The organism is Bacillus sp. FSL L8-0099 (assembly GCF_038006385.1).
Lineage (GTDB): Bacteria > Bacillota > Bacilli > Bacillales > Bacillaceae_G > Bacillus_A > Bacillus_A toyonensis.
In genome coordinates this window covers 5,382,386-5,402,503 of sequence record NZ_JBBOVC010000001.1, presented here as the reverse complement: position 1 = coordinate 5,402,503, position 20,118 = coordinate 5,382,386, and the positions used below count along the sequence as shown (strand labels likewise).

Here is a 20,118-nt window from a genome sequence, read left to right as displayed (position 1 = left end):
TATGATATAATCTAAACTCGTGAGTAATTACTATAAATTAATTGCTCCTTGCCCATTATGGGCCGTTTAGACCAAAAGGAGGTGAAAGTGTAATGAGAAAGTACGAAATTATGTACATCATTCGTCCTGGCGTTGAAGAAGAAGCTCAAAAAGCTTTAGTTGAACGTTTTGCAGGTGTTTTAACAAACAATGGTGCAGAAATCATTAACACGAAAGAGTGGGGTAAGCGTCGTTTAGCTTACGAAATCAACGACTTACGTGAAGGTTTCTACATGATCTTAAACGTGAACTCTAACGCAGAAGCGATTAACGAATTCGACCGTTTAGCTAAGATCAACGAAGATATCCTTCGTCATATCGTTGTTAAAGAAGAAGAAAAATAATTGATATATAAGGGAGAGTGGTTCGATTGATGAATCGTGTTATCCTCGTTGGTCGTTTAACTAAGGACCCTGACTTACGTTACACGCCCAATGGTGTTGCAGTAGCTACTTTTACGTTAGCTGTGAATCGCGCATTTGCGAATCAACAAGGTGAGCGTGAAGCTGACTTTATTAATTGTGTAATATGGCGTAAACAAGCAGAAAACGTGGCAAATTATTTGAAAAAAGGTAGCTTAGCAGGCGTAGACGGACGTCTTCAAACTCGTAATTACGATGGACAAGATGGTAAACGTGTATATGTAACAGAAGTTCTTGCGGAGAGCGTACAATTTTTAGAGCCGCGTAATGGCGGTGGGGAGCAACGTGGTTCATTCAATCAGCAACCATCAGGAGCTGGTTTCGGTAACCAAAGCTCTAACCCATTTGGTCAATCTAGTAATTCAGGCAACTCAGGTAACACTGGAAACTCTGGATTTACGAAGAATGACGATCCATTTTCGAATGTTGGTCAACCGATTGACATTTCGGACGACGATTTACCATTTTAATGGTATGAATCGGCTATTTTTAACAAAGAATGGAGGGAATAGACATGGCAGGACGCAAAGGTGGACGTGCGAAACGTCGTAAGGTGTGTTTCTTCACATCTAACGGCATCACTCGCATTGACTATAAAGATGTTGATTTATTAAAACGTTTCGTTTCTGAACGTGGTAAAATTTTACCTCGTCGTGTAACAGGAACAAGCGCAAAATACCAACGCAAACTTACAGTTGCAATTAAACGTGCTCGTCAAATGGCACTTTTACCATATGTTGGTGAATAATAGCGTATGAAATGCACAGTAGAGTCGGACTCTACTGTGCATTTTGCTATGCTTTTCTTTTTTGAAAGAGAGGTTAAATCATGAAACAAACAAAATTTATTACTGAAGGCGCAGCGTTATTAGCTATATACGCGATATTATTGCTTGTGTCTTTATACGTTCCGGTTTTAGGTACAGTTGTAACTTTCGCATTACCATTACCGTTTATATTGTTTACGATAAAATATAGGTTATCCAATGCTTTTATAATTTTTACAGCTGCGCTTTTTATTACCGTTATTGTGAGCCAGCCCTTGAATCTAGTGAAGACAATAATGTTTGGATTGATAGGGATTGTTTTAGGATCCATGTATAAAAAAAGAAAAAAGCCAATAGAGATCTTGATGGCAGGAACCCTTGCATATTTAATTGGTTTTGTGCTCATTTATGTTGCAAGTATAAAGTTTTTTAACATAGATTTAATGAAGCAAATACAAAATATGTTTAATGAAAGTATGGCGCAAAGTGAAAAGGTGGTAAGCGCTGCAGGTATGCCAATTAGTAAAGAACAAAAAGAGTTATTTGGACAATTCAATGAGATATTACAAACACTATTCCCGAGTTTACTTGTAATGGTTTCTGTTTGTTTTTCTTGGATTACAGTGCTCCTATCGGGTAGTGTCTTGAGGAAGTTAAAGTATGACGTTATATCTTGGCCTAAATTTAAAGATATACAATTGCCAAAGAGCATTGTCTGGTATTACGTTATATTTATTTTGTTAGCAACTTTTATAAAGGTAGAACCAGCATCATATTTATATATGGTATTTTCCAACCTATATGTCATATTTGCACTATTGCTCGTACTGCAAGGTCTGACATTTATCACCTTTTTAGCGCATAGAAAAGGATTTACTAAAGGTGTTCCTATTATTAGTTTTATTGTATGCATGTTTATTCCGATGATGTTTCCTCTTGTAACAATCTTAGGTATAATTGACTTAGGGATTTCATTGCGTTCTAAAATAGGGGGATAAAATAATATTCCTTATACTATTTTAATCTGTAAAACTAACTGGAAGGTGAGTTAGTTTTACTTTATAGGAGTTGTATACATGCCTGAATTTTATAAGAAACAGTGGTTTTTATATCCTGTTTATGTATTGGCATTTTTTGTATTTGTGCTAATTTCACTCCTCTGTTACTTTCATTTAATTATGGGAATATCAGCCTTTTTTATCTTTTGTATTGTACTTTTTGTCGTTATACGATTCGAACTTACTTTCCAAAGAAATTTTGAAAAACATACGACAGATATGATTACAAGGGTAAAGAAAGTGAGTAATGAAGCATTTAACCAAATGCCAATTGGTATTTTGTTATACAATAAGGATTATGGGATTGATTGGGCAAATCCTTATTTATCATCATGTTTGGGACAGCATGCATTAGCCGGTTGGCACCTTTACGATGTATCAGAAACATTACTCCTTTTTATTAAGGGGGAAACTTCTGACGATATAGTTTCTTTAAATAATCGAAAGTTCCGTGTTTTTGTAAGGAAAGAAGAAAAGCTAATTTATTTCTTTGATGTAACGGAACAAACAGAAATTGAAAAGATGTATGAAGATCAACGCACTGTTTTAGCTGTTATTTATTTAGATAACTATGATGAAGTTACACAAGGATTAGATGATCAATTACGTACGAATATAACAAGTCTTGTGACGTCACGTCTAAATGAATGGGCTGTTAAGTATGGCGCTTATTTAAAACGTGCATCTTCAGAGAGGTTCTTCGTTGTACTAAATGAAAGTATTTTAGCACAAATGGAGAAAGGCAAGTTTAACATTTTAGATCAAGTGCGTGAAGAAACATCTAAAAGGAATATACCACTTACGTTAAGTGTGGGTGTCGGATCAGGTGATATGCCTTTATCAGAGCTTGGAGCAATGGCTCAATCTGGTTTAGACCTTGCGCTTGGACGTGGTGGGGATCAAGTAGCTATTAAACAAGCGACAGGTAAAGTTAAATTTTACGGCGGTAAAACAAATCCAGTTGAAAAGCGTACTCGTGTACGTGCTAGAGTTATTTCGCATGCATTGAAGGATTTAGTATTAGAAAGTAGTAATGTCATTATAATGGGACATAGGGCCCCTGATATGGATGCAATTGGTGCTGCGATTGGTATTTTAAAGGTAGCTCAATTAAATGAGCGCAAAGGATATATTGTGTTAGATGAAAATGATTCCGATAAGGGAATTAAACGTCTGATGGATAAAGTGAAACAAAATGAAGAACTATGGTCTCATTTTATTACCCCAGATCAAGCGATGGAATTTGCAAATGATGAGTCCTTACTTGTTGTTGTGGATACACATAAGCCTTCTATGGTGATGGAGGAAAAACTGGTTCGTAAAATTGAAAATGTAGTGGTGATTGACCATCATCGTCGTGGAGAAGATTTTATTGAAGATCCATTACTTGTTTACATGGAACCATATGCTTCTTCGACGGCAGAACTTGTTACAGAATTACTTGAGTATCAACCGAAAAATTTAAAGATGACAATGTTAGAAGCGACGGCATTGTTAGCTGGTATTATTGTTGATACGAAAAGTTTTACGTTCCGGACGGGTGCTCGTACGTTTGATGCAGCTTCTTATTTACGCTCGCATGGTGCAGATACTGTACTTGTACAAGAATTGTTAAAAGAAGATATGAATCAGTATTTACGAGTTGCAAAAGCTATTAAAAATGCGTACATTTATAAAAATGGAATTGCTATTGCAAAAGTTGATAGTGATGACTATTACGATCAAGTGCTTATTGCACAATCAGCGGACACGCTATTAACGATGACGGGTATTATTGCATCATTTGTTATAGCGAAACGTGGGGAGAATTTCATTGGAATTAGCGGCAGGTCTTTAGGTGAAGTGAATGTGCAGCTAATTATGGAGAATCTAGGAGGTGGCGGGCATTTGACGAATGCAGCCACACAAATGAAAAATGTTACAGTAGATGAAGCTGAGGAGAAGCTTCGATTTGTTATTGATGACTATTTACAGGGAGGCACACAATCATGAAAGTAATTTTTCTAAAAGACGTAAAAGGTAAAGGTAAAAAAGGAGAAATAAAAAACGTACCAGATGGTTATGCAAATAACTTTTTACTAAAACAAGGATTAGCTGCTGAAGCGACAAACAGCAGTATGAAAACTTTAGAAGCTCAAAAGCGTAAAGAAGAAAAAGATGCAGCAGCAGAGCTTGAGAATGCAAAAGAGCTGAAAGAAACTTTAGAGAAATTAACTGTGGAACTGAAGGCGAAATCTGGAGAAGGTGGCCGTTTATTTGGTTCTATCACAAGCAAACAAATCGTAGACGCAATGCAAAAATCACATAAAATCAAACTTGATAAACGTAAATTTGAAATGGATGATGCAATTCGTGCATTAGGTTATACAAATGTGACTGTAAAATTGCATCCGCAAGTAACAGCAAAAGTAAAAGTTCATGTTAGTGAACAATAAAAATAAATTAAACAAGGAGGATTGCGTATGAGTGATGTAATGGCTGATCGTACCCCTCCGCATAATATAGAAGCTGAGCAGGCAGTCTTAGGTGCCATATTGATTGATCAAGATGCGTTAACGTCAGCATCAGAACTATTGGTACCTGACTCATTTTATCGAACGAAACATCAAAAGATCTTTGAAGTGATGCTTGGCTTGTCTGATAAGGGAGAGCCAATTGACTTAGTAATGATGACGTCAGCGATGGCTGATCAAGGATTACTAGAAGAAGTTGGTGGGGTTTCTTACTTAGCAGAGTTAGCAGAGATTGTTCCAACTGCTGCTAACGTAGAGTATTATGCACGAATCATCGCTGAAAAGGCGCTTTTACGTCGTTTAATTCGAACGGCGACTCATATCGTGTCTGATGGATATGAGAGAGAAGATGATGTGGACGGCCTTTTAAATGAGGCTGAGAAAAAAATATTAGAAGTATCTCATCAAACGAACGCTAAAGCATTCCAGAATATTAAAGACGTTCTTGTGGATGCTTACGATAAAATCGAACTTTTGCATAATCAAAAAGGTGAAGTTACAGGAATACCAACTGGATTTACTGAATTAGATAAGATGACCGCAGGTTTCCAACGAAATGATTTAATCATAGTAGCGGCGCGTCCGTCAGTAGGGAAAACTGCATTTTCATTAAATATCGCACAAAACGTAGCGACGAAAACGGATGAAAATGTAGCGATCTTTAGTTTGGAGATGGGCTCTGATCAGCTTGTTATGCGTATGCTTTGTGCAGAAGGTAATATTGATGCGCAAAGACTTCGTACTGGGTCATTAACTTCTGATGATTGGGCGAAGTTAACAATGGCGATGGGAAGCCTTTCAAATGCCGGTATATATATTGATGATACACCAGGGATTAAGGTAAATGAGATTCGAGCAAAATGCCGTAGATTAAAGCAGGAACAAGGTCTTGGGATGGTTTTAATTGACTATTTACAGCTTATTCAGGGAAGTGGGAAGTCGGGCGAGAACCGTCAGCAGGAAGTATCTGAGATTTCGCGTACATTAAAAGGGATTGCGCGTGAATTACAAGTGCCTGTTATTGCCCTTTCACAGTTATCCCGTGGTGTTGAATCTCGTCAAGATAAACGCCCTATGATGTCTGATATTCGTGAATCGGGGAGTATTGAGCAGGATGCTGATATTGTAGCATTCTTGTATCGTGAAGATTACTATGACCGTGAAACGGAAAATAAAAATACGATTGAAATTATCATCGCAAAACAACGTAATGGTCCGGTAGGTTCAGTAGAGCTTGCGTTTGTTAAAGAATTTAATAAGTTCGTTAACTTAGAACGACGCTTTGAGGATGGGGCATAAAGGCAGTATAAAAAAGAAACACATTTCTTATAATAAGATGTGTTTCTTTTTTTATAGAGTAAAGATAAGGCTTTCATAAGGTGAAAATATAATTCTTACGAACGAAAATGATTTTTAATAAAAAAATGTTCGCTTTTTTGGTTGACTTCTTTTTCGGTTTTGGTACAATTATATTGTTTGAATAGATCGTTTGAAAATTGCGGAGGTGCTTTAATAATGTCTTCAGTAGTAGTTGTAGGAACACAATGGGGCGACGAAGGAAAAGGTAAAATCACTGATTTTCTTTCTGAGCATGCGGAAGTAGTTGCAAGATATCAAGGTGGAAATAACGCGGGACATACAATTGTTTTCGGCGGAGTTAAATATAAGTTACACTTAATTCCATCTGGTATTTTCTATAAAGAGAAAATTTGTGTAATCGGAAATGGCTTAGTAGTAGATCCAAAAGCATTACTTGAAGAGTTAAAATACTTACACGACCGTGGTGTAAGTACTGATAATTTACGTGTAAGTAACCGTGCACACGTTATTTTACCTTATCATTTAAAACAAGATGAGTTAGAAGAGGCTAGTAAAGGTGATAACAAAATCGGTACAACGAAAAAAGGTATCGGTCCTGCATATATGGATAAAGCTGCTCGTATTGGTATCCGTATGGCTGATCTTTTAGACCGTGAAGCATTTAAAGAGAAGCTTGAGCGCAATTTAGTAGAGAAAAATCGTTTATTTGAAAAAATGTACGATACAGAAGGTTTCAGCGTAGAAGAAATCTTTGAAGAGTACTTCGAATATGGACAACAAATCGCACAATATGTATGCGACACATCTGTTGTATTAAATGATGCACTAGATAACAATCACCGTGTATTATTTGAAGGTGCACAAGGTGTTATGCTTGATATTGACCACGGTACGTACCCATTTGTTACATCTTCTAACCCGATTGCTGGTGGTGTAACAGTTGGAACTGGAGTTGGTCCGGCGAAAGTTACTCGCGTTGTAGGTGTATGTAAAGCATATACAAGCCGTGTTGGTGATGGTCCATTCCCTACTGAACTTAATGATGAAATTGGTCATCAAATTCGTGAAGTTGGTCGTGAATACGGAACAACAACTGGTCGCCCACGCCGTGTAGGTTGGTTCGATAGCGTTGTTGTAAGACATGCGCGTCGTGTTAGTGGTTTAACGGATTTATCATTAAACTCTATTGATGTATTAACAGGTATTCCAACTCTTAAAATCTGTGTTGCTTACAAATATAACGGAGAAGTTATAGATGAAGTTCCAGCAAACTTAAACATTTTAGCGAAATGTGAGCCTGTATATGAAGAGCTTCCAGGTTGGGAAGAAGATATTACTGGTGTGAAATCATTAGATGAGCTTCCTGAAAATGCAAGAAAATACGTAGAGCGTGTTTCTGAATTAACAGGAATCCAATTATCTATGTTCTCAGTTGGACCAGATCGTAACCAAACGAATATCGTTCGTAACGTATACGAAGTTTAATTGATATTTTTAAGAAAAACTCATGTCCGCATGAGTTTTTTCTTATCTTTTATAAAAAAAACAAAAAAAGTATTGCAAAAGTGAAAGATGATATGTTATGATACATCTTGTCGTCACGAAAATATGACGTTGGTGAGTATGAGCCATTAGCTCAGTTGGTAGAGCATCTGACTTTTAATCAGAGGGTCGAAGGTTCGAATCCTTCATGGCTCACCATTTTATTTTTCGTGGCCCGTTGGTCAAGTGGTTAAGACACCGCCCTTTCACGGCGGTAACACGGGTTCGAATCCCGTACGGGTCATGTTTTTTTATGTTTATTTTTGGTCCCGTGGTGTAGTGGTTAACATGCCTGCCTGTCACGCAGGAGATCGCCGGTTCGACCCCGGTCGGGACCGCCACTTTTGTTTATACCACCATTAGTGGTTTTATATATAGTTTTGGCTCGGTAGCTCAGTCGGTAGAGCAGAGGACTGAAAATCCTCGTGTCGGCGGTTCGATTCCGTCCCGAGCCACTCTCAGGATATTAAGTGGGCCCACTTAATATCCTTTTTATTTTGTGTAGTTTTACAAATGTGGGTAGTTATTTTACAATAGGATGAGGAGCCTCTAGCAGTTGAAGCTAGAGGTTTTTCTGTAGATCGTATAGGATTCCGTGTAAAGGTGGATCATACATGAGTCTATGAGAATAGAGGAGAGAACACTTAAATAAAGGTTGCTGTCATATAGGGATATACTATAGAAACATCAATATATTTAAGAATCATTGACCATATTTTTATGAGGAGGAAATAGACGATGATGGGAAAGAAAATTTTAGTAGTTGATGATGAAAAGCCGATTGCAGACATTTTGAAGTTCAACCTAGAAAAAGAGGGTTTTGAAATTGTAATGGCACATGATGGTGATGAAGCAATTGAGAAAGCTAATGAAGAACAGCCAGATATGGTTTTATTAGATATTATGCTACCAGGAAAAGATGGTTTAGAGGTTTGTCGTGAAATACGTAAAAACTCAGAAATGCCGATTATTATGCTTACAGCGAAGGACTCTGAAATTGATAAGGTATTAGGGCTTGAGCTTGGAGCAGATGATTATGTAACGAAGCCATTTAGTACGAGGGAATTACTTGCTCGTGTGAAGGCGAATTTACGCCGCCATCAACAAGGTGGTGCAGCAGAAAAAGAAGAAAATACTGAAATGGTTATTGGACCAATTATTATTAATCCAAATGCTTATAGTGTAACAAAGCGTGAGGAAAATATTGAGCTTACACATCGTGAATTTGAATTGCTACATTATTTAGCAAAACATTTAGGACAAGTTATGACACGTGAACATTTATTGCAAACAGTTTGGGGTTATGATTATTTTGGAGATGTGCGTACAGTGGATGTAACAGTACGTCGTTTACGTGAAAAAATTGAAGATAATCCAAGTCATCCTACTTTAATTGTAACTAGACGTGGGGTAGGGTATTACTTGCGTGACCCAGAGCAGGAATAATATATGAAAAAGGTTGGTTTTTTTCAATCCATTCATTTAAAGTTTGTGCTCATATATATGCTATTAATATTAATAGCGATGCAAGTAATCGGTGTATATTTCGTAAGAGAATTAGAAAAAAGTCTTGTACAAGGCTTTAAGGATTCCCTGACACAACAAACGAATTTACTATCGTATAATTTAAAGCAAGAATTTACAAAAAGTCGTGAAAAAACAGATCCAGAATCATTAGATGACGCTATAAAAAATTCGATTCAAAAGTTTGCATCGGATCGTAAGAAAGATATTCAAGAAGTAAGTGTATTTGATTCTAATAGAAAATTAATGGCGATTTCAGACACGGCTAAGCAAAATAAGATAGGCAGAACATCGACAGATATAGCTGTTCAACGGGTAATTGTACAAAATAAACTAGAATCAAAAATTGAGAAAGATGGAGGAACTGGCCATCGAGTTCAAGTGATGATTACTCCTATTCAAAGCGATAAAGCTGGGGAGGTACTTGGTGTCATTCGTATTGTTGCATCTATGGAAGATGTATACAAACAAATGAAGGATATAAATCAAATTTTTGCTACCGGAACAGTGATTGCTTTGTTAGTAACGGCTGTACTTGGGATTTTACTAGCTCAAACAATTACAAGACCAATTTCAGATATGCGAAGGCAAGCAATTGAAATGGCAAAAGGAAATTATTCGAGAAAAGTAAAGGTCCATAGTCATGATGAAATTGGCCAATTAGCATTATCTTTCAATAATTTATCAAAAAAGCTACAACAAGCTCGTTCTTCAACAGAAAGCGAAAGACGTAAATTATCATCTGTTTTATCACATATGACAGATGGAGTAATTGCTACTGACCGAAAAGGGGATATTATTTTATTAAATGACCCTGCGGAAAAGATGCTAAATGTTTCGCGTGAAACGGCGCTGGATCAATCGGTTTTAGAAGTATTGGGGATACAGGAAGAATTTACGCTCGATCATTTATACGAAGAGCCTGATTCTGTTTTATTAGATTTTAGTACGAGAAATGAACCATACATTTTACGTGCTAGTTTCTCTGTTATTCAAAAAGAGACGGGGAAGGCAAATGGTTTAATTGCTGTATTATACGATGTAACGGAGCAGGAGCGTATAGAAGGGGAACGCCGCGAGTTTGTGGCGAACGTCTCTCATGAATTAAGAACACCATTAACAACGATGCGTAGTTACTTAGAAGCGCTGACAGATGGTGCATGGCAAGATCCAAATATTGCACCGCAATTTTTAACAGTTACACAAGAGGAAACAGAAAGAATGATAAGGCTTGTAAATGCGCTGTTGCAACTATCTAAGCTTGATAGTACAGAACATCGTTTGATGAAAGAGTGGGTCGACTTTACTGACTTCTTTAATAATGTTATTGATCGCTTTGAAATGTCTAAAGAGCAAAATGTAAGTTTCAAACGATCTTTCTCTAAAAAATCTAGATTTATTGATATGGATACGGACAAAATTACACAAGTGTTGTATAACATTATTTCTAACGCATTAAAGTATTCGCCAGAAGGTGGAACAGTAACATATCGCTTACGTGATCGAGGGGAGTTATTAGAGATTAGTGTAAGTGACCAAGGTATGGGTATTCCGAAAGAAAACGTAGATAAAATCTTCGAACGTTTTTATCGTGTGGATAAAGCCCGTTCAAGACAAATGGGTGGTACAGGTCTTGGATTAGCTATTGCAAAAGAAATGATTGAGGCACATGGTGGTTCTATTTGGGCGAAGAGTGAGGAAGGAAAAGGAACGACGATTTATTTCACACTGCCACTGGCACCAGATGAAGAGGACGATTGGGAATGAGTATGGAAAACTTTAAAACGATAGTTCTAATTAATTTAGTTGTTATTAGTCTATTTTTAACTTTTAATTTATGGACATATGTTCCCGATTCCACTTCTGTGCAAAATACAAAATTTGTTCAAGGTAATGAAGAGATAAATCCGATAAAGATTTCAGGAGTTGTTCGCCCATCCTCTGTTATTGTTCATAAAGAAAAAAATCATTACGTAAGTGAGAATACGAACAACGTGAACTCACTTTATAAAATTCTTGAAAATGGAGAATTACATGATTTTAGGGAAATAACAGGCACAGTTCCTAAAGGGGATTTTCTTTCTTATGTACACGGAGAAGAAAAGATTGAATTTGTTTTTCCTACAAATGTGCCACTTGAGACGATTAAAGACATGTTCAATATTAAAGATAAAAATTTAGAATCTAATAGAGGTTTTAATCGCATTGTAATTGATCCTTCTCGAAGCAAGGACCAAGAAATTAAAGTTAATTTTATTTCTTATGATAATCCTCGTAGAATATATCAAGCGATGTTGAGTGGTGCTTATGTAAAGGATGTTATAAACGACCAAAATCGATTTATTACATTAGCAAAACCATATTTTGAATATCAAGTAAATGATACGAAAAAACTGTTTTTACCAGATGGAATTACGGAATTAAATCAGATAGAGTATTTTGTGTCTGGGTTAGATGTGGATTCATTTAAAAATGTTTTATTTAGTGATCCGCGTTATTTAAGTCCTATTACCGAGAAATCAAAGGAAACATTTACAGATGGTATTCGATCTATGGAAATTGATAAGTTGAATTTAATGTTGAAATATAAAAATTCCGCAGTATATAGTGATAAAGTTACAGATAATGCGATGCTTTTGAAGAAAAGCTTCGACTTTGTAAGTGGGCACAGTGGTAACTTAAATTCTTATCGTCTTGATTATATTAATAAGGGGAAAACCTCATTCCGTTTATACGAGGGCGGTTTACCTGTATTTAATGCAGATGGAATGGCTGAATTAAAACAAGCATGGGGTTCAGGCGAAATCATGCAGTATGAGAGATCTCTTTTTGATTTCAATATTCCTTTACCTAGTACACCCACTTCTCTTGCATCAGGTCGTACAGTGATGACATCATTAGAGAATAATCCGGAAATTGACAAAAATTCAATTCAGGATGTTGGTATTGGTTATAAAATGTCATTGAAATCTTCCGTGAACGGAGGTCCTGTGAACGGAGGAGAGATCAGTATTTTACAGCCGATATGGTATGTAAAATGTGATGAAGAGGGTAAACAAAAAATATATGAGTGGAGTGAGGGAGGACTAAATGGATTGGGATCGAATTAAAACGATATTTATTGTGACCTTTTTTGTTTTAGACCTCTTTCTTATCTTTCAGTTCATTCAAAAGCAAGATAGTAATCAGTTGGAAATTGTGACAGAAACAAAAATTGATCAACAATTAAAAGAATCTAAAATTACTATGGGGAGTTTTCCTAAAGAGCCGAAAAAAGAGTCATTTATTATGGCGAAAAATAAAAACTTTAAAGAAGAAGATGTGCAATCTTTAAAAAATCAAACAGCGCATCTGCAAAATGAATATACGATAGAAGGTAAGTTGAAAGAGCCATTTTTAAATGCAAAATCATTATCTAAGGATAAATATAATGATTTCTTAAAAAACAGTGTCCTTGATGGGCAGAAATACGAATTTGGAGCAATGAAAGACTCTAAAATTTATTTCTTCCAAAAGTATAAGGATAAGCCGATTTTCCACAATAATCATGCAATGATTGTTGTGGATTTAAATGAAAAAAACGAGCTTGTTTCGTATACACAAACAATGTTAACGGATTTGAAGGAAATGGGCGAAAGTGAAAAAACGAAAGAACAAGAAATTATCACTGCTCAAACAGCTTTGGAAAATATATATTTAAAAAATAAAATTGCAGAAAATACGCACGTGAAAGAGGCGCAGATTGGATATGCGGCTCTAGCTGAATCATCTTCTAATATACAAGTGCTAGCTCCAACTTGGAACTTAAAGACAGAGCAGAAAAAGGACTTTTTTGTGAATGCAATTGAAGGACAAGTTATGGAATTAGGGGAAACTCAAGTGCCGGAAGAACATAATGGAGTGAGAAAGAATGAGTATGCATTTTAGTGTGCTTGCAAGTGGAAGTACAGGGAATATGCTATATGTAGGAACGGATGAAAAAAAATTACTCGTCGATGCAGGTTTAAGTGGTAAAGCAACAGAGGCTTTATTTAAACAAGCAGAACTGAATATAAATGATGTATCAGGTATTCTTGTCACACATGAGCATAGTGACCATATTAAAGGATTAGGTGTATTGGCGCGTAAATATGATTTACCAGTTTATGCGAACGAGAAAACATGGAATGCAATGGAACATTTAATAGGAAATATTCCAACTGAGCAAAAGTTCATTTTCTCAGTTGGGGATGTGAAAACATTCGGTGATATTGAGGTCGAGTCATTTGGAGTTTCCCATGATGCGGCAGAGCCGATGTTTTATGCTTTTCATAACAATAATAGAAAATTAGCCCTTATTACAGATACAGGATACGTGAGTGACCGTATGAAAGGTGTTATTAAGGGAGCTAATGCTTTCGTATTTGAAAGTAATCATGATGTGGAAATGCTTCGTATGGGACGTTATCCGTGGAGCATTAAAAGACGTATTTTAAGCGACGTTGGTCACGTTTGTAATGAGGATGCTGCGTTAGCGATGGCAGATGTAATTACAGATGAGACAAAACATATTTATTTAGCACATTTAAGCTTAGATAACAATATGAAAGAACTAGCGCGTATGTCAGTATCGCAAGTGTTAGAGGAAAAAGGATTTGGAGTGGGAGAATCCTTTGAAATTCATGATACAGATCCAAAAATGCCTACGAAAATTCAATACGTATAATTCTTCATTTTAGTAAACAATAAAGGTGAATATAGTTGTTTTCAGGAAGATAGGTGAACAAATATGTCCTTTATTGATGAAGAAAAGTATCGTATAAAACGTGCAGGTAAAAAGAAGCATAAAGGTATTGTCATTTCTAGCATAGCAGGAACAATTGTAGGGGCTTCATTATTTGCATTTGGGGCGCCTTTATTTTCGAATCATGCTGGCGCGCTTCCGCAAGCTGAAGCAAGTGGAAGTAACATGGCTGAAGCTCAAGGGATTAAACAGGTTAGCTTTGTAGACGCTGTTGATCGCGCTTCTGAAGCTGTTGTTGGTATTATTAATATTCAACGAGACAATTTTTCAGAGGCAGATTCAGAAGCCGGTACAGGATCTGGTGTCATTTATAAAAAGACAGATGGACAAGCTTACATTGTAACAAATAACCATGTCGTTGCTGGAGCAAATCGTATTGAAGTAAGTCTAAGTGACGGTAAGAAGGTCCCAGGGAAAGTATTAGGAACCGATGTAGTCACAGATTTAGCTGTACTAGAAATAGATGCGAAGCATGTGAAAAAAATAATTGAGATTGGCGATTCTAATAAAGTTCGTCGAGGAGAACCGGTCATTGCGATTGGAAATCCACTCGGACTGCAATTTTCGGGGACCGTTACACAAGGCATTATTTCAGCTAACGAGCGTATTGTTCCTGTAGACTTAGACCAAGATGGTCATTACGATTGGCAAGTAGAAGTATTACAAACAGATGCAGCGATTAATCCAGGTAATAGTGGTGGTGCACTTGTAAATGCGGCAGGACAATTAGTTGGTATTAACTCAATGAAAATTGCTGCAAAAGAAGTGGAAGGAATCGGATTAGCTATTCCGGTTACTAGAGCCGTTCCGATTATGAATGAACTTGAGAAGTACGGGAAAGTAAGAAGACCTTATGTTGGAATTGAACTTAGATCATTAAATGAGATTCCGAATTATTATTGGTCCAAAACATTACATTTACCAGGCAATGTAGCAGAGGGAGTTTGCATTTTAGATGTGAAAAGTCCTTCACCAGGCGCGGATGCTGGTTTGCGAGAACATGATGTTATTGTAGCGGTAGATGGAAAACCAGTAAACGATATTATTGGGTTCCGTACGGCCTTATATGATAAAAAAATTAATGATAAAATGACTCTTACGTTTTATCGTGGTACAAAAAGAGCAACAACAACGGTGAAATTAGGCATTCAAAAATATTAAAAACAGGAGGGCCTACCTCCTGTTTTCTATTGTAGAAAAGTGAGGTGAAGAATATGAATTTACCTTGTTGTTTAGAACATGTTGAATTAGCGTTAGATATTATTGTTGATGAATGTGAAGTTGCACCGGTTATTAACAATGTGGATAACTCAGAAAAAGATAAAAAAACATGTGAATTTTGTCAAAATGAGGCGACATATGTTGTATCGAACACAGATTCTCACACAATATGTGGGTAACATTTGTGGATATGTGGATAAGTTATGTGGATAACATGTTTGTAAGGTGGGGAATAAATGTGAATATCTCGATTATTTCAATCGGAAAATTAAAGGAAAAGTATTTAAAACAAGGTATAGCAGAATATTTAAAACGATTATCTGCGTACGCAAAAGTAGAAGTAATTGAATTGCCAGATGAAAAAGCACCAGAAAATTTAAGTGAAGCCGAAATGTTAATTGTAAAAGAAAAAGAAGGTATACGTATACTGGATAAAATTTCTGATGATACGCACGTGATCGCATTAGCGATAGAAGGAAAACAAAAGTCATCAGAAGAATTTGCAGTAAGCCTAGATCGTCTTGCTACATATGGAAAGAGTAAAGTTGCCTTTGTAATTGGTGGATCACTTGGACTAAGTTCAGAAGTAATGAAGCGTTCCAATGAATCTCTTTCTTTTTCGAAAATGACATTACCACACCAATTAATGCGATTAGTATTGCTTGAGCAAGTGTATAGAGCGTTTCGTATTAATCGTGGTGAACCATATCATAAGTAAATTTCCATTTGTATATAAAAAGAGTAAAAAAGACCATTGGATAAAAATCACCGATGGTCTTTTAAACATTAATAGGTGGTATGCAGATTTCCTAAAATAAGTATGTTTCTATTTCTAAAAAAGTATGCTGTAATATGAAGAGGAAAAAATTATAAGTAGTCAAAGAAGTGAGGAATTAAAGGTGAAGAAGTTTAAGAAGTTTTACTTAGAGATTACAAGTGTATGTAATCTTGCGTGCAGCTTTTGTCCGCCGACGGAAAGGCAGAAGCAATTCATTTCTGTGGAGGATTTTGCTAAAAGATTAGACCAAATTAAACCTCACACAGACTACATTTATTTGCACGTGAAGGGTGAGCCGTTGCTCCATCCAAAAATAGATCAACTGCTAGATTTAAGCCATGAAAAAGGATTTAAAGTTAATATTACAACGAACGGAACGTTAATTAATAAGAGAAGGCATAGACTGTTAAATAAGCCTGCTCTAAGACAAATGAACTTTTCCCTGCACAGTTTTGATGGACATCCAGGTTCGCAAGATAAAGAGGGCTATGTAAGAAGTATACTTGCCTTCATTAGGGAAGCAACAAGTCAATCAGATTTAATTGTTTCGCTAAGGTTATGGAATTTAACTCAGGATAATAAGACAAATGCTGAAATCCAGAAAAATAGAGAGCTATTATCCATAATTGAAAATGAGTTTGATCTGCCTTATCAAATTGAAGAGAAGCTTACACCAGGAAAAGGTATAAAAATTGCGGAACGTGTCTTTATTAATCAAGATTATGAATTTCAATGGCCGGCATTGCATGAAGAAGAGGATGATGGAAAAGGATTCTGTCATGGTCTTCGAAATCAAGCGGGTATTTTAGCAAATGGAACGGTTATTCCTTGCTGTTTAGACGGTGAAGGGATTATTAATCTTGGGAATATTAATAATGATTCATTTTCTAACATTATAGAAGGTGAAAGAGCAACAAACATTGTCGATGGATTTTCGAAAAGAGTTGCAGTCGAAGAGTTATGTAGGAAATGTGGATACCGTAAAAGATTTGGAAAGTAAATATGAAATAAGCCCTCATAAAGAAGCGAGGGCTTATTTTTTTATTCTTGATAAGAACGCTCTAATTCATCAATTAAGGAGCCAACGTAAGAAACAGCTTTACGGATTGCATCTGGTTTTGACATATCTACTCCGGCATGTTTCATTAATTCAAGTGGTTTCATTGTACCACCAGCGCGAAGTACATCTAACCAGCGATCAACGGCGGGCTGCCCTTCTTCTTTAATCATTTGGGCTACTGCGGTAGATGCAGTTAGACCTGCAGAATACGTGTAAGAATATAAGCCCATGTAATAATGAGGTTGGCGCATCCAAGTTAAGCCGGCACCTTCATCGATTTCTACAGAATCCCCCCAGAATGTAGAAAGGACATTTGTTTTTATTTCGGTTAAACTTTTAGCTGTAAGTGCTTGTCCTTCTTCTGCTAGAGTATATACTCTTCGTTGGTATTCGCCCTCAAGTAAGTGAGTAACAAAGTTATGATAATATGTGCCAAGTAGTTGTAGAATGACCCATCTGCGCATTCTCTTATCGTTAGTTGTTGCAAGTAAATGTTGGGCTAGTAATAATTCATTCATTGTTGATGGTGCTTCAACAAAGTACATAGATGGACGTACATTCATAATGCGCTGGTTTTTATTTGCTAAATAAAAATGCCCAGCATGACCAAATTCATGTGCTAATGTGAAGCATCCGCGCATCGTATTTTGCCATGTAATTAAAATATATGGATGAGAACCATATGGACTTGAACAAAATGCTCCTGTTGATTTGCCTACATTATCTGCAAGATCTACCCATCTTTCTTTGAAGCCTTTTTCGATAATGGAACTATATTCATCTCCTAATACTTTTAAAGAATCTTGAATGAGTTTGCCTGCTTCTTCGTAAGTAATTGCTGGATTAAATTCAGGATCTAAAGGTGCATGTAAGTCGCAGAAAAGCATTTGATCGAGTCCTAATACTTTCTTTTTTAAATCTGCAAAACGGCGCATATGAGGCGCTAATTCTTTATAAATAATATCAAGTTGATTGTTATACATTTCAAGTGGAACTTTTTGCGGCTCTAAAAGCATATGAGTAACGGATTCATATTTGCGTAAACGAGAAAGTGTCACTTGTTTTTTTACTTCAGTAGCATATGTTGTGGCAACTGTATTTTTATATCGCTTCAAAGTGGAAACAAACGATTCATATGCTTTTCTACGTATGTATGCGCTTGGAGAGAATTCATAATTGCTTTCAAATAATGCAAATGACAAAGGGAATTCGTTTCCTTGTTCGTCTTGTATAGGATTGAAATCCATATCGGCCAATTTAGTCATGCCGTAAATTTTGTATGGAGAACTATGAACTTCGCCAAGTGCAGCAAGTGCTTCTTCTGTTTCAGGTGAAAGAGTGTGCTGCCTTTTGCTCAGCACTTCTAGTAATGATTTACGAAAAGGGTTGAGTTTTATCTCCTCAATTAAATATTTTTCAATCGTGCCTTCTTCAAATGAGAGAATTTCATTATGAATAAAGGATAGTGCTGTATGTACTTTCGTTCCTAGAGCAGAAACTTTGGAAGAGTTCGCTTGAATAACTGGATCTGTCCGATCAGCAGATTCTTTTAGGTTTGCATATGAGCTCAGTTTTGTTAATTTCATTAAAAGCTCTTCCTCTATAAGTAAGCAATTTAGTAAAGTAGTGGAGCTAGTATGCAAGCGTCCTTTAAATGCACCAAGTTTCTGTATATCATTTTCTAATACGTTTAATGCAGCGTGCCACTCGGCATCAGATTTATACAAATCAGAAAGATCCCATGTTAGTTCAGTAGGAACTTCTGCGCGAATAAGGCGATTTTCAATTACATTTTTCATTTATTATAGCCCCCTTATTTTAAGTATTTAAAAATATGATACTAGAAAATTCAGTAAAATAAAAATATTTAACGGTTTTATACATAAAAAAGAAGGACAGGCATACACATGCTTGTCCTTCGAGCTCAATATAAGAATTAATATACTTTATCACCGTTGAAAATAGAGTTTTTCACGACAACATAATCTACAGTACGAATAGCATCTAATTTTGTTCCACCAGCGTAAGAGATAGAAGATTGAAGATCTTGTTCCATTTCGATTAAAGTGTCTTCTAAAGAACCTTTATGCTCCACGAACATTTTCTTACCTTCAACGTTTTTCTTCTCACCTTTTTGGAATTCAGAAGCTGAACCGAAGTATTCTTTATAAAGCTTTCCATCTTTTTCGATTGTTTCCCCTGGAGACTCTTCATGACCAGCGAATAGAGAACCGACCATAACCATAGTTGCCCCAAATCGAATAGATTTAGCTACATCACCGTGTGTACGAATACCACCGTCAGCAATAATCGGCTTACTTGCAGCTTTTGCACACCAGCGAAGTGCAGCTAACTGCCAACCACCAGTTCCAAAGCCTGTTTTAATTTTAGTAATACAAACTTTACCGGGTCCAATACCAACTTTTGTTGCGTCAGCGCCAGCGTGTTCTAATTCTCTTACCGCTTCTGGAGTTCCAACGTTTCCAGCGATAACAAAGCTTTCTGGTAAATGTTTTTTAATATGTTGAATCATGTTGATCACAGCATTAGAGTGACCGTGTGCGATATCGATTGTAATGTATTCAGGTGAAAGTTGCTCAGCGGCTAATTGTTGTACGAATTCGTATTCGTCTTCTTTAACACCAACGCTGATTGAAGCAATTAATCCACGTGATTGCATATCTCTAATGAATGAGATTCGTTTCTCTGGTTGGAAACGATGCATGATATAGAAGTAATTATTTTCAGCTAAATAAGTTGCGATTCTTTCATCTATAATCGTTTGCATATTTGCAGGTACGACAGGTAATTTAAATTTATGTTTTCCTAAAGTGACAGTTGTATCACATTCAGATCGACTGTTTACAATGCATTTTGCAGGAATTAATTGAATATCTTCATAGTCAAATACGTTTTCCATCATTTACACCCCTAAAATACGAATATTTTATTTGTTTCGTTTGAAAATGTTCGTCCAAAGGATAATTTACATTATTTTCACTAATAAGTCAAAGGTTTTAATGTTTATATAAAAAAATTAAGTTGATTTAAGTCTACTGTAGGTTTATATCGTCAAAATTTGTTTTAACATA

Annotated in this window: 19 protein-coding genes and 4 tRNA genes; 21 read left to right on the top strand and 2 right to left on the bottom strand. The window is 36.2% G+C overall.

The features are described from left to right. Positions 1-92: 92 nt before the first annotated feature. From rpsF to MHH42_RS27480, 21 genes are all read left to right on the top strand, one after another. A complete protein-coding gene (gene rpsF, locus MHH42_RS27580) occupies positions 93-383 on the top strand; it encodes a 30S ribosomal protein S6 (protein ID WP_001233781.1) in 291 nt (96 codons plus the stop codon). A 26-nt stretch (positions 384-409) separates the two neighbouring features. After that, positions 410-931: a single-stranded DNA-binding protein gene (gene ssb, locus MHH42_RS27575; RefSeq protein ID WP_000981965.1), complete on the top strand. Its 522-nt coding sequence runs from the start codon at positions 410-412 to the stop codon at positions 929-931. Between the two features lie 44 nt (positions 932-975). Continuing rightward, positions 976-1,209, top strand: a complete 234-nt coding sequence (gene rpsR / locus MHH42_RS27570) for a 30S ribosomal protein S18 (RefSeq protein ID WP_000918874.1) — start codon at positions 976-978, stop codon at positions 1,207-1,209. A gap of 80 nt (positions 1,210-1,289) precedes the next feature. Beyond that, positions 1,290-2,225, top strand: coding sequence for a YybS family protein (locus MHH42_RS27565; protein ID WP_340894685.1), 936 nt, complete (start codon positions 1,290-1,292; stop codon positions 2,223-2,225). 78 nt (positions 2,226-2,303) lie between these two features. After that, positions 2,304-4,277: a DHH family phosphoesterase gene (locus MHH42_RS27560; RefSeq protein ID WP_001113905.1), complete on the top strand. Its 1,974-nt coding sequence runs from the start codon at positions 2,304-2,306 to the stop codon at positions 4,275-4,277. After that, positions 4,274-4,720 (top strand): 50S ribosomal protein L9, encoded by a 447-nt coding sequence (rplI, locus tag MHH42_RS27555; protein ID WP_000864222.1) that lies wholly within the window; start codon positions 4,274-4,276, stop codon positions 4,718-4,720. Before MHH42_RS27560 ends, rplI begins: the two co-directional genes overlap by 4 nt. A gap of 27 nt (positions 4,721-4,747) precedes the next feature. After that, complete coding sequence (dnaB, locus tag MHH42_RS27550; protein WP_001286243.1) at positions 4,748-6,097, top strand: replicative DNA helicase; 1,350 nt, start codon at positions 4,748-4,750, stop codon at positions 6,095-6,097. A 216-nt stretch (positions 6,098-6,313) separates the two neighbouring features. Next, positions 6,314-7,603, top strand: a complete 1,290-nt coding sequence (locus MHH42_RS27545) for an adenylosuccinate synthase (RefSeq protein ID WP_000100232.1) — start codon at positions 6,314-6,316, stop codon at positions 7,601-7,603. Positions 7,604-7,743: 140 nt separating this feature from the next. Next, positions 7,744-7,819: transfer RNA gene (locus MHH42_RS27540), tRNA-Lys, on the top strand. Positions 7,820-7,832: 13 nt separating this feature from the next. Beyond that, a tRNA-Glu gene (locus MHH42_RS27535) sits at positions 7,833-7,904 on the top strand. Between the two features lie 21 nt (positions 7,905-7,925). Further along, positions 7,926-8,001 (top strand) — tRNA-Asp (locus tag MHH42_RS27530). A gap of 41 nt (positions 8,002-8,042) precedes the next feature. Then, positions 8,043-8,115 (top strand) — tRNA-Phe (locus MHH42_RS27525). A gap of 283 nt (positions 8,116-8,398) precedes the next feature. After that, a complete protein-coding gene (walR, locus tag MHH42_RS27520; RefSeq protein ID WP_000971864.1) occupies positions 8,399-9,106 on the top strand; it encodes a cell wall metabolism DNA-binding response regulator WalR in 708 nt (235 codons plus the stop codon). Positions 9,107-9,109: 3 nt separating this feature from the next. Then, on the top strand, positions 9,110-10,951 hold the full coding sequence (gene walK / locus MHH42_RS27515; RefSeq protein ID WP_000755358.1) for a cell wall metabolism sensor histidine kinase WalK: 1,842 nt from the start codon (positions 9,110-9,112) through the stop codon (positions 10,949-10,951). Beyond that, positions 10,948-12,294, top strand: coding sequence for a YycH family regulatory protein (locus MHH42_RS27510; protein ID WP_000061572.1), 1,347 nt, complete (start codon positions 10,948-10,950; stop codon positions 12,292-12,294). Before walK ends, MHH42_RS27510 begins: the two co-directional genes overlap by 4 nt. Further along, on the top strand, positions 12,275-13,111 hold the full coding sequence (locus MHH42_RS27505; protein WP_000383715.1) for a two-component system regulatory protein YycI: 837 nt from the start codon (positions 12,275-12,277) through the stop codon (positions 13,109-13,111). Before MHH42_RS27510 ends, MHH42_RS27505 begins: the two co-directional genes overlap by 20 nt. Then, positions 13,095-13,889, top strand: a complete 795-nt coding sequence (locus MHH42_RS27500; protein ID WP_000061688.1) for an MBL fold metallo-hydrolase — start codon at positions 13,095-13,097, stop codon at positions 13,887-13,889. The genes MHH42_RS27505 and MHH42_RS27500 overlap by 17 nt, the downstream gene beginning before the upstream one ends. 63 nt (positions 13,890-13,952) lie before the next feature. Further along, positions 13,953-15,128 (top strand): S1C family serine protease, encoded by a 1,176-nt coding sequence (locus MHH42_RS27495; protein ID WP_000008023.1) that lies wholly within the window; start codon positions 13,953-13,955, stop codon positions 15,126-15,128. Positions 15,129-15,181: 53 nt separating this feature from the next. After that, on the top strand, positions 15,182-15,367 hold the full coding sequence (locus MHH42_RS27490) for a CxxH/CxxC protein (protein ID WP_001052826.1): 186 nt from the start codon (positions 15,182-15,184) through the stop codon (positions 15,365-15,367). A gap of 59 nt (positions 15,368-15,426) precedes the next feature. After that, on the top strand, positions 15,427-15,906 hold the full coding sequence (rlmH, locus tag MHH42_RS27485; protein ID WP_001027003.1) for a 23S rRNA (pseudouridine(1915)-N(3))-methyltransferase RlmH: 480 nt from the start codon (positions 15,427-15,429) through the stop codon (positions 15,904-15,906). A 181-nt stretch (positions 15,907-16,087) separates the two neighbouring features. After that, the gene (locus tag MHH42_RS27480; protein WP_000713626.1) at positions 16,088-16,966 is read left to right on the top strand and encodes a radical SAM/SPASM domain-containing protein; all 879 of its coding nucleotides are present in this window, start codon (positions 16,088-16,090) and stop codon (positions 16,964-16,966) included. Between the two features lie 41 nt (positions 16,967-17,007). On the opposite strand, the gene pepF is transcribed toward MHH42_RS27480, so the two are convergent. Next, a complete protein-coding gene (gene pepF, locus MHH42_RS27475) occupies positions 17,008-18,825 on the bottom strand; it encodes an oligoendopeptidase F (protein ID WP_000800001.1) in 1,818 nt (605 codons plus the stop codon). A 137-nt stretch (positions 18,826-18,962) separates the two neighbouring features. Then, a complete protein-coding gene (gene guaC, locus MHH42_RS27470; protein ID WP_000432439.1) occupies positions 18,963-19,946 on the bottom strand; it encodes a GMP reductase in 984 nt (327 codons plus the stop codon). Positions 19,947-20,118 lie beyond the last annotated feature (172 nt).

Bases quoted from the DNA above. Each gene is read 5' to 3' on its own strand.
- rpsF (WP_001233781.1), top strand. From the start codon at position 93: ATGAGAAAGTACGAAATTATGTACATCATTCGTCCTGGCGTTGAAGAA.
- rpsR (WP_000918874.1), top strand. From the start codon at position 976: ATGGCAGGACGCAAAGGTGGACGTGCGAAACGTCGTAAGGTGTGTTTC.
- MHH42_RS27565 (WP_340894685.1), top strand. From the start codon at position 1,290: ATGAAACAAACAAAATTTATTACTGAAGGCGCAGCGTTATTAGCTATA.
- MHH42_RS27560 (WP_001113905.1), top strand. From the start codon at position 2,304: ATGCCTGAATTTTATAAGAAACAGTGGTTTTTATATCCTGTTTATGTA.
- rplI (WP_000864222.1), top strand. From the start codon at position 4,274: ATGAAAGTAATTTTTCTAAAAGACGTAAAAGGTAAAGGTAAAAAAGGA.
- dnaB (WP_001286243.1), top strand. From the start codon at position 4,748: ATGAGTGATGTAATGGCTGATCGTACCCCTCCGCATAATATAGAAGCT.
- MHH42_RS27545 (WP_000100232.1), top strand. From the start codon at position 6,314: ATGTCTTCAGTAGTAGTTGTAGGAACACAATGGGGCGACGAAGGAAAA.
- walR (WP_000971864.1), top strand. From the start codon at position 8,399: ATGATGGGAAAGAAAATTTTAGTAGTTGATGATGAAAAGCCGATTGCA.
- walK (WP_000755358.1), top strand. From the start codon at position 9,110: ATGAAAAAGGTTGGTTTTTTTCAATCCATTCATTTAAAGTTTGTGCTC.
- MHH42_RS27510 (WP_000061572.1), top strand. From the start codon at position 10,948: ATGAGTATGGAAAACTTTAAAACGATAGTTCTAATTAATTTAGTTGTT.
- MHH42_RS27505 (WP_000383715.1), top strand. From the start codon at position 12,275: ATGGATTGGGATCGAATTAAAACGATATTTATTGTGACCTTTTTTGTT.
- MHH42_RS27500 (WP_000061688.1), top strand. From the start codon at position 13,095: ATGAGTATGCATTTTAGTGTGCTTGCAAGTGGAAGTACAGGGAATATG.
- MHH42_RS27495 (WP_000008023.1), top strand. From the start codon at position 13,953: ATGTCCTTTATTGATGAAGAAAAGTATCGTATAAAACGTGCAGGTAAA.
- MHH42_RS27490 (WP_001052826.1), top strand. From the start codon at position 15,182: ATGAATTTACCTTGTTGTTTAGAACATGTTGAATTAGCGTTAGATATT.
- pepF (WP_000800001.1), bottom strand. From the start codon at position 18,825: ATGAAAAATGTAATTGAAAATCGCCTTATTCGCGCAGAAGTTCCTACT.
- guaC (WP_000432439.1), bottom strand. From the start codon at position 19,946: ATGGAAAACGTATTTGACTATGAAGATATTCAATTAATTCCTGCAAAA.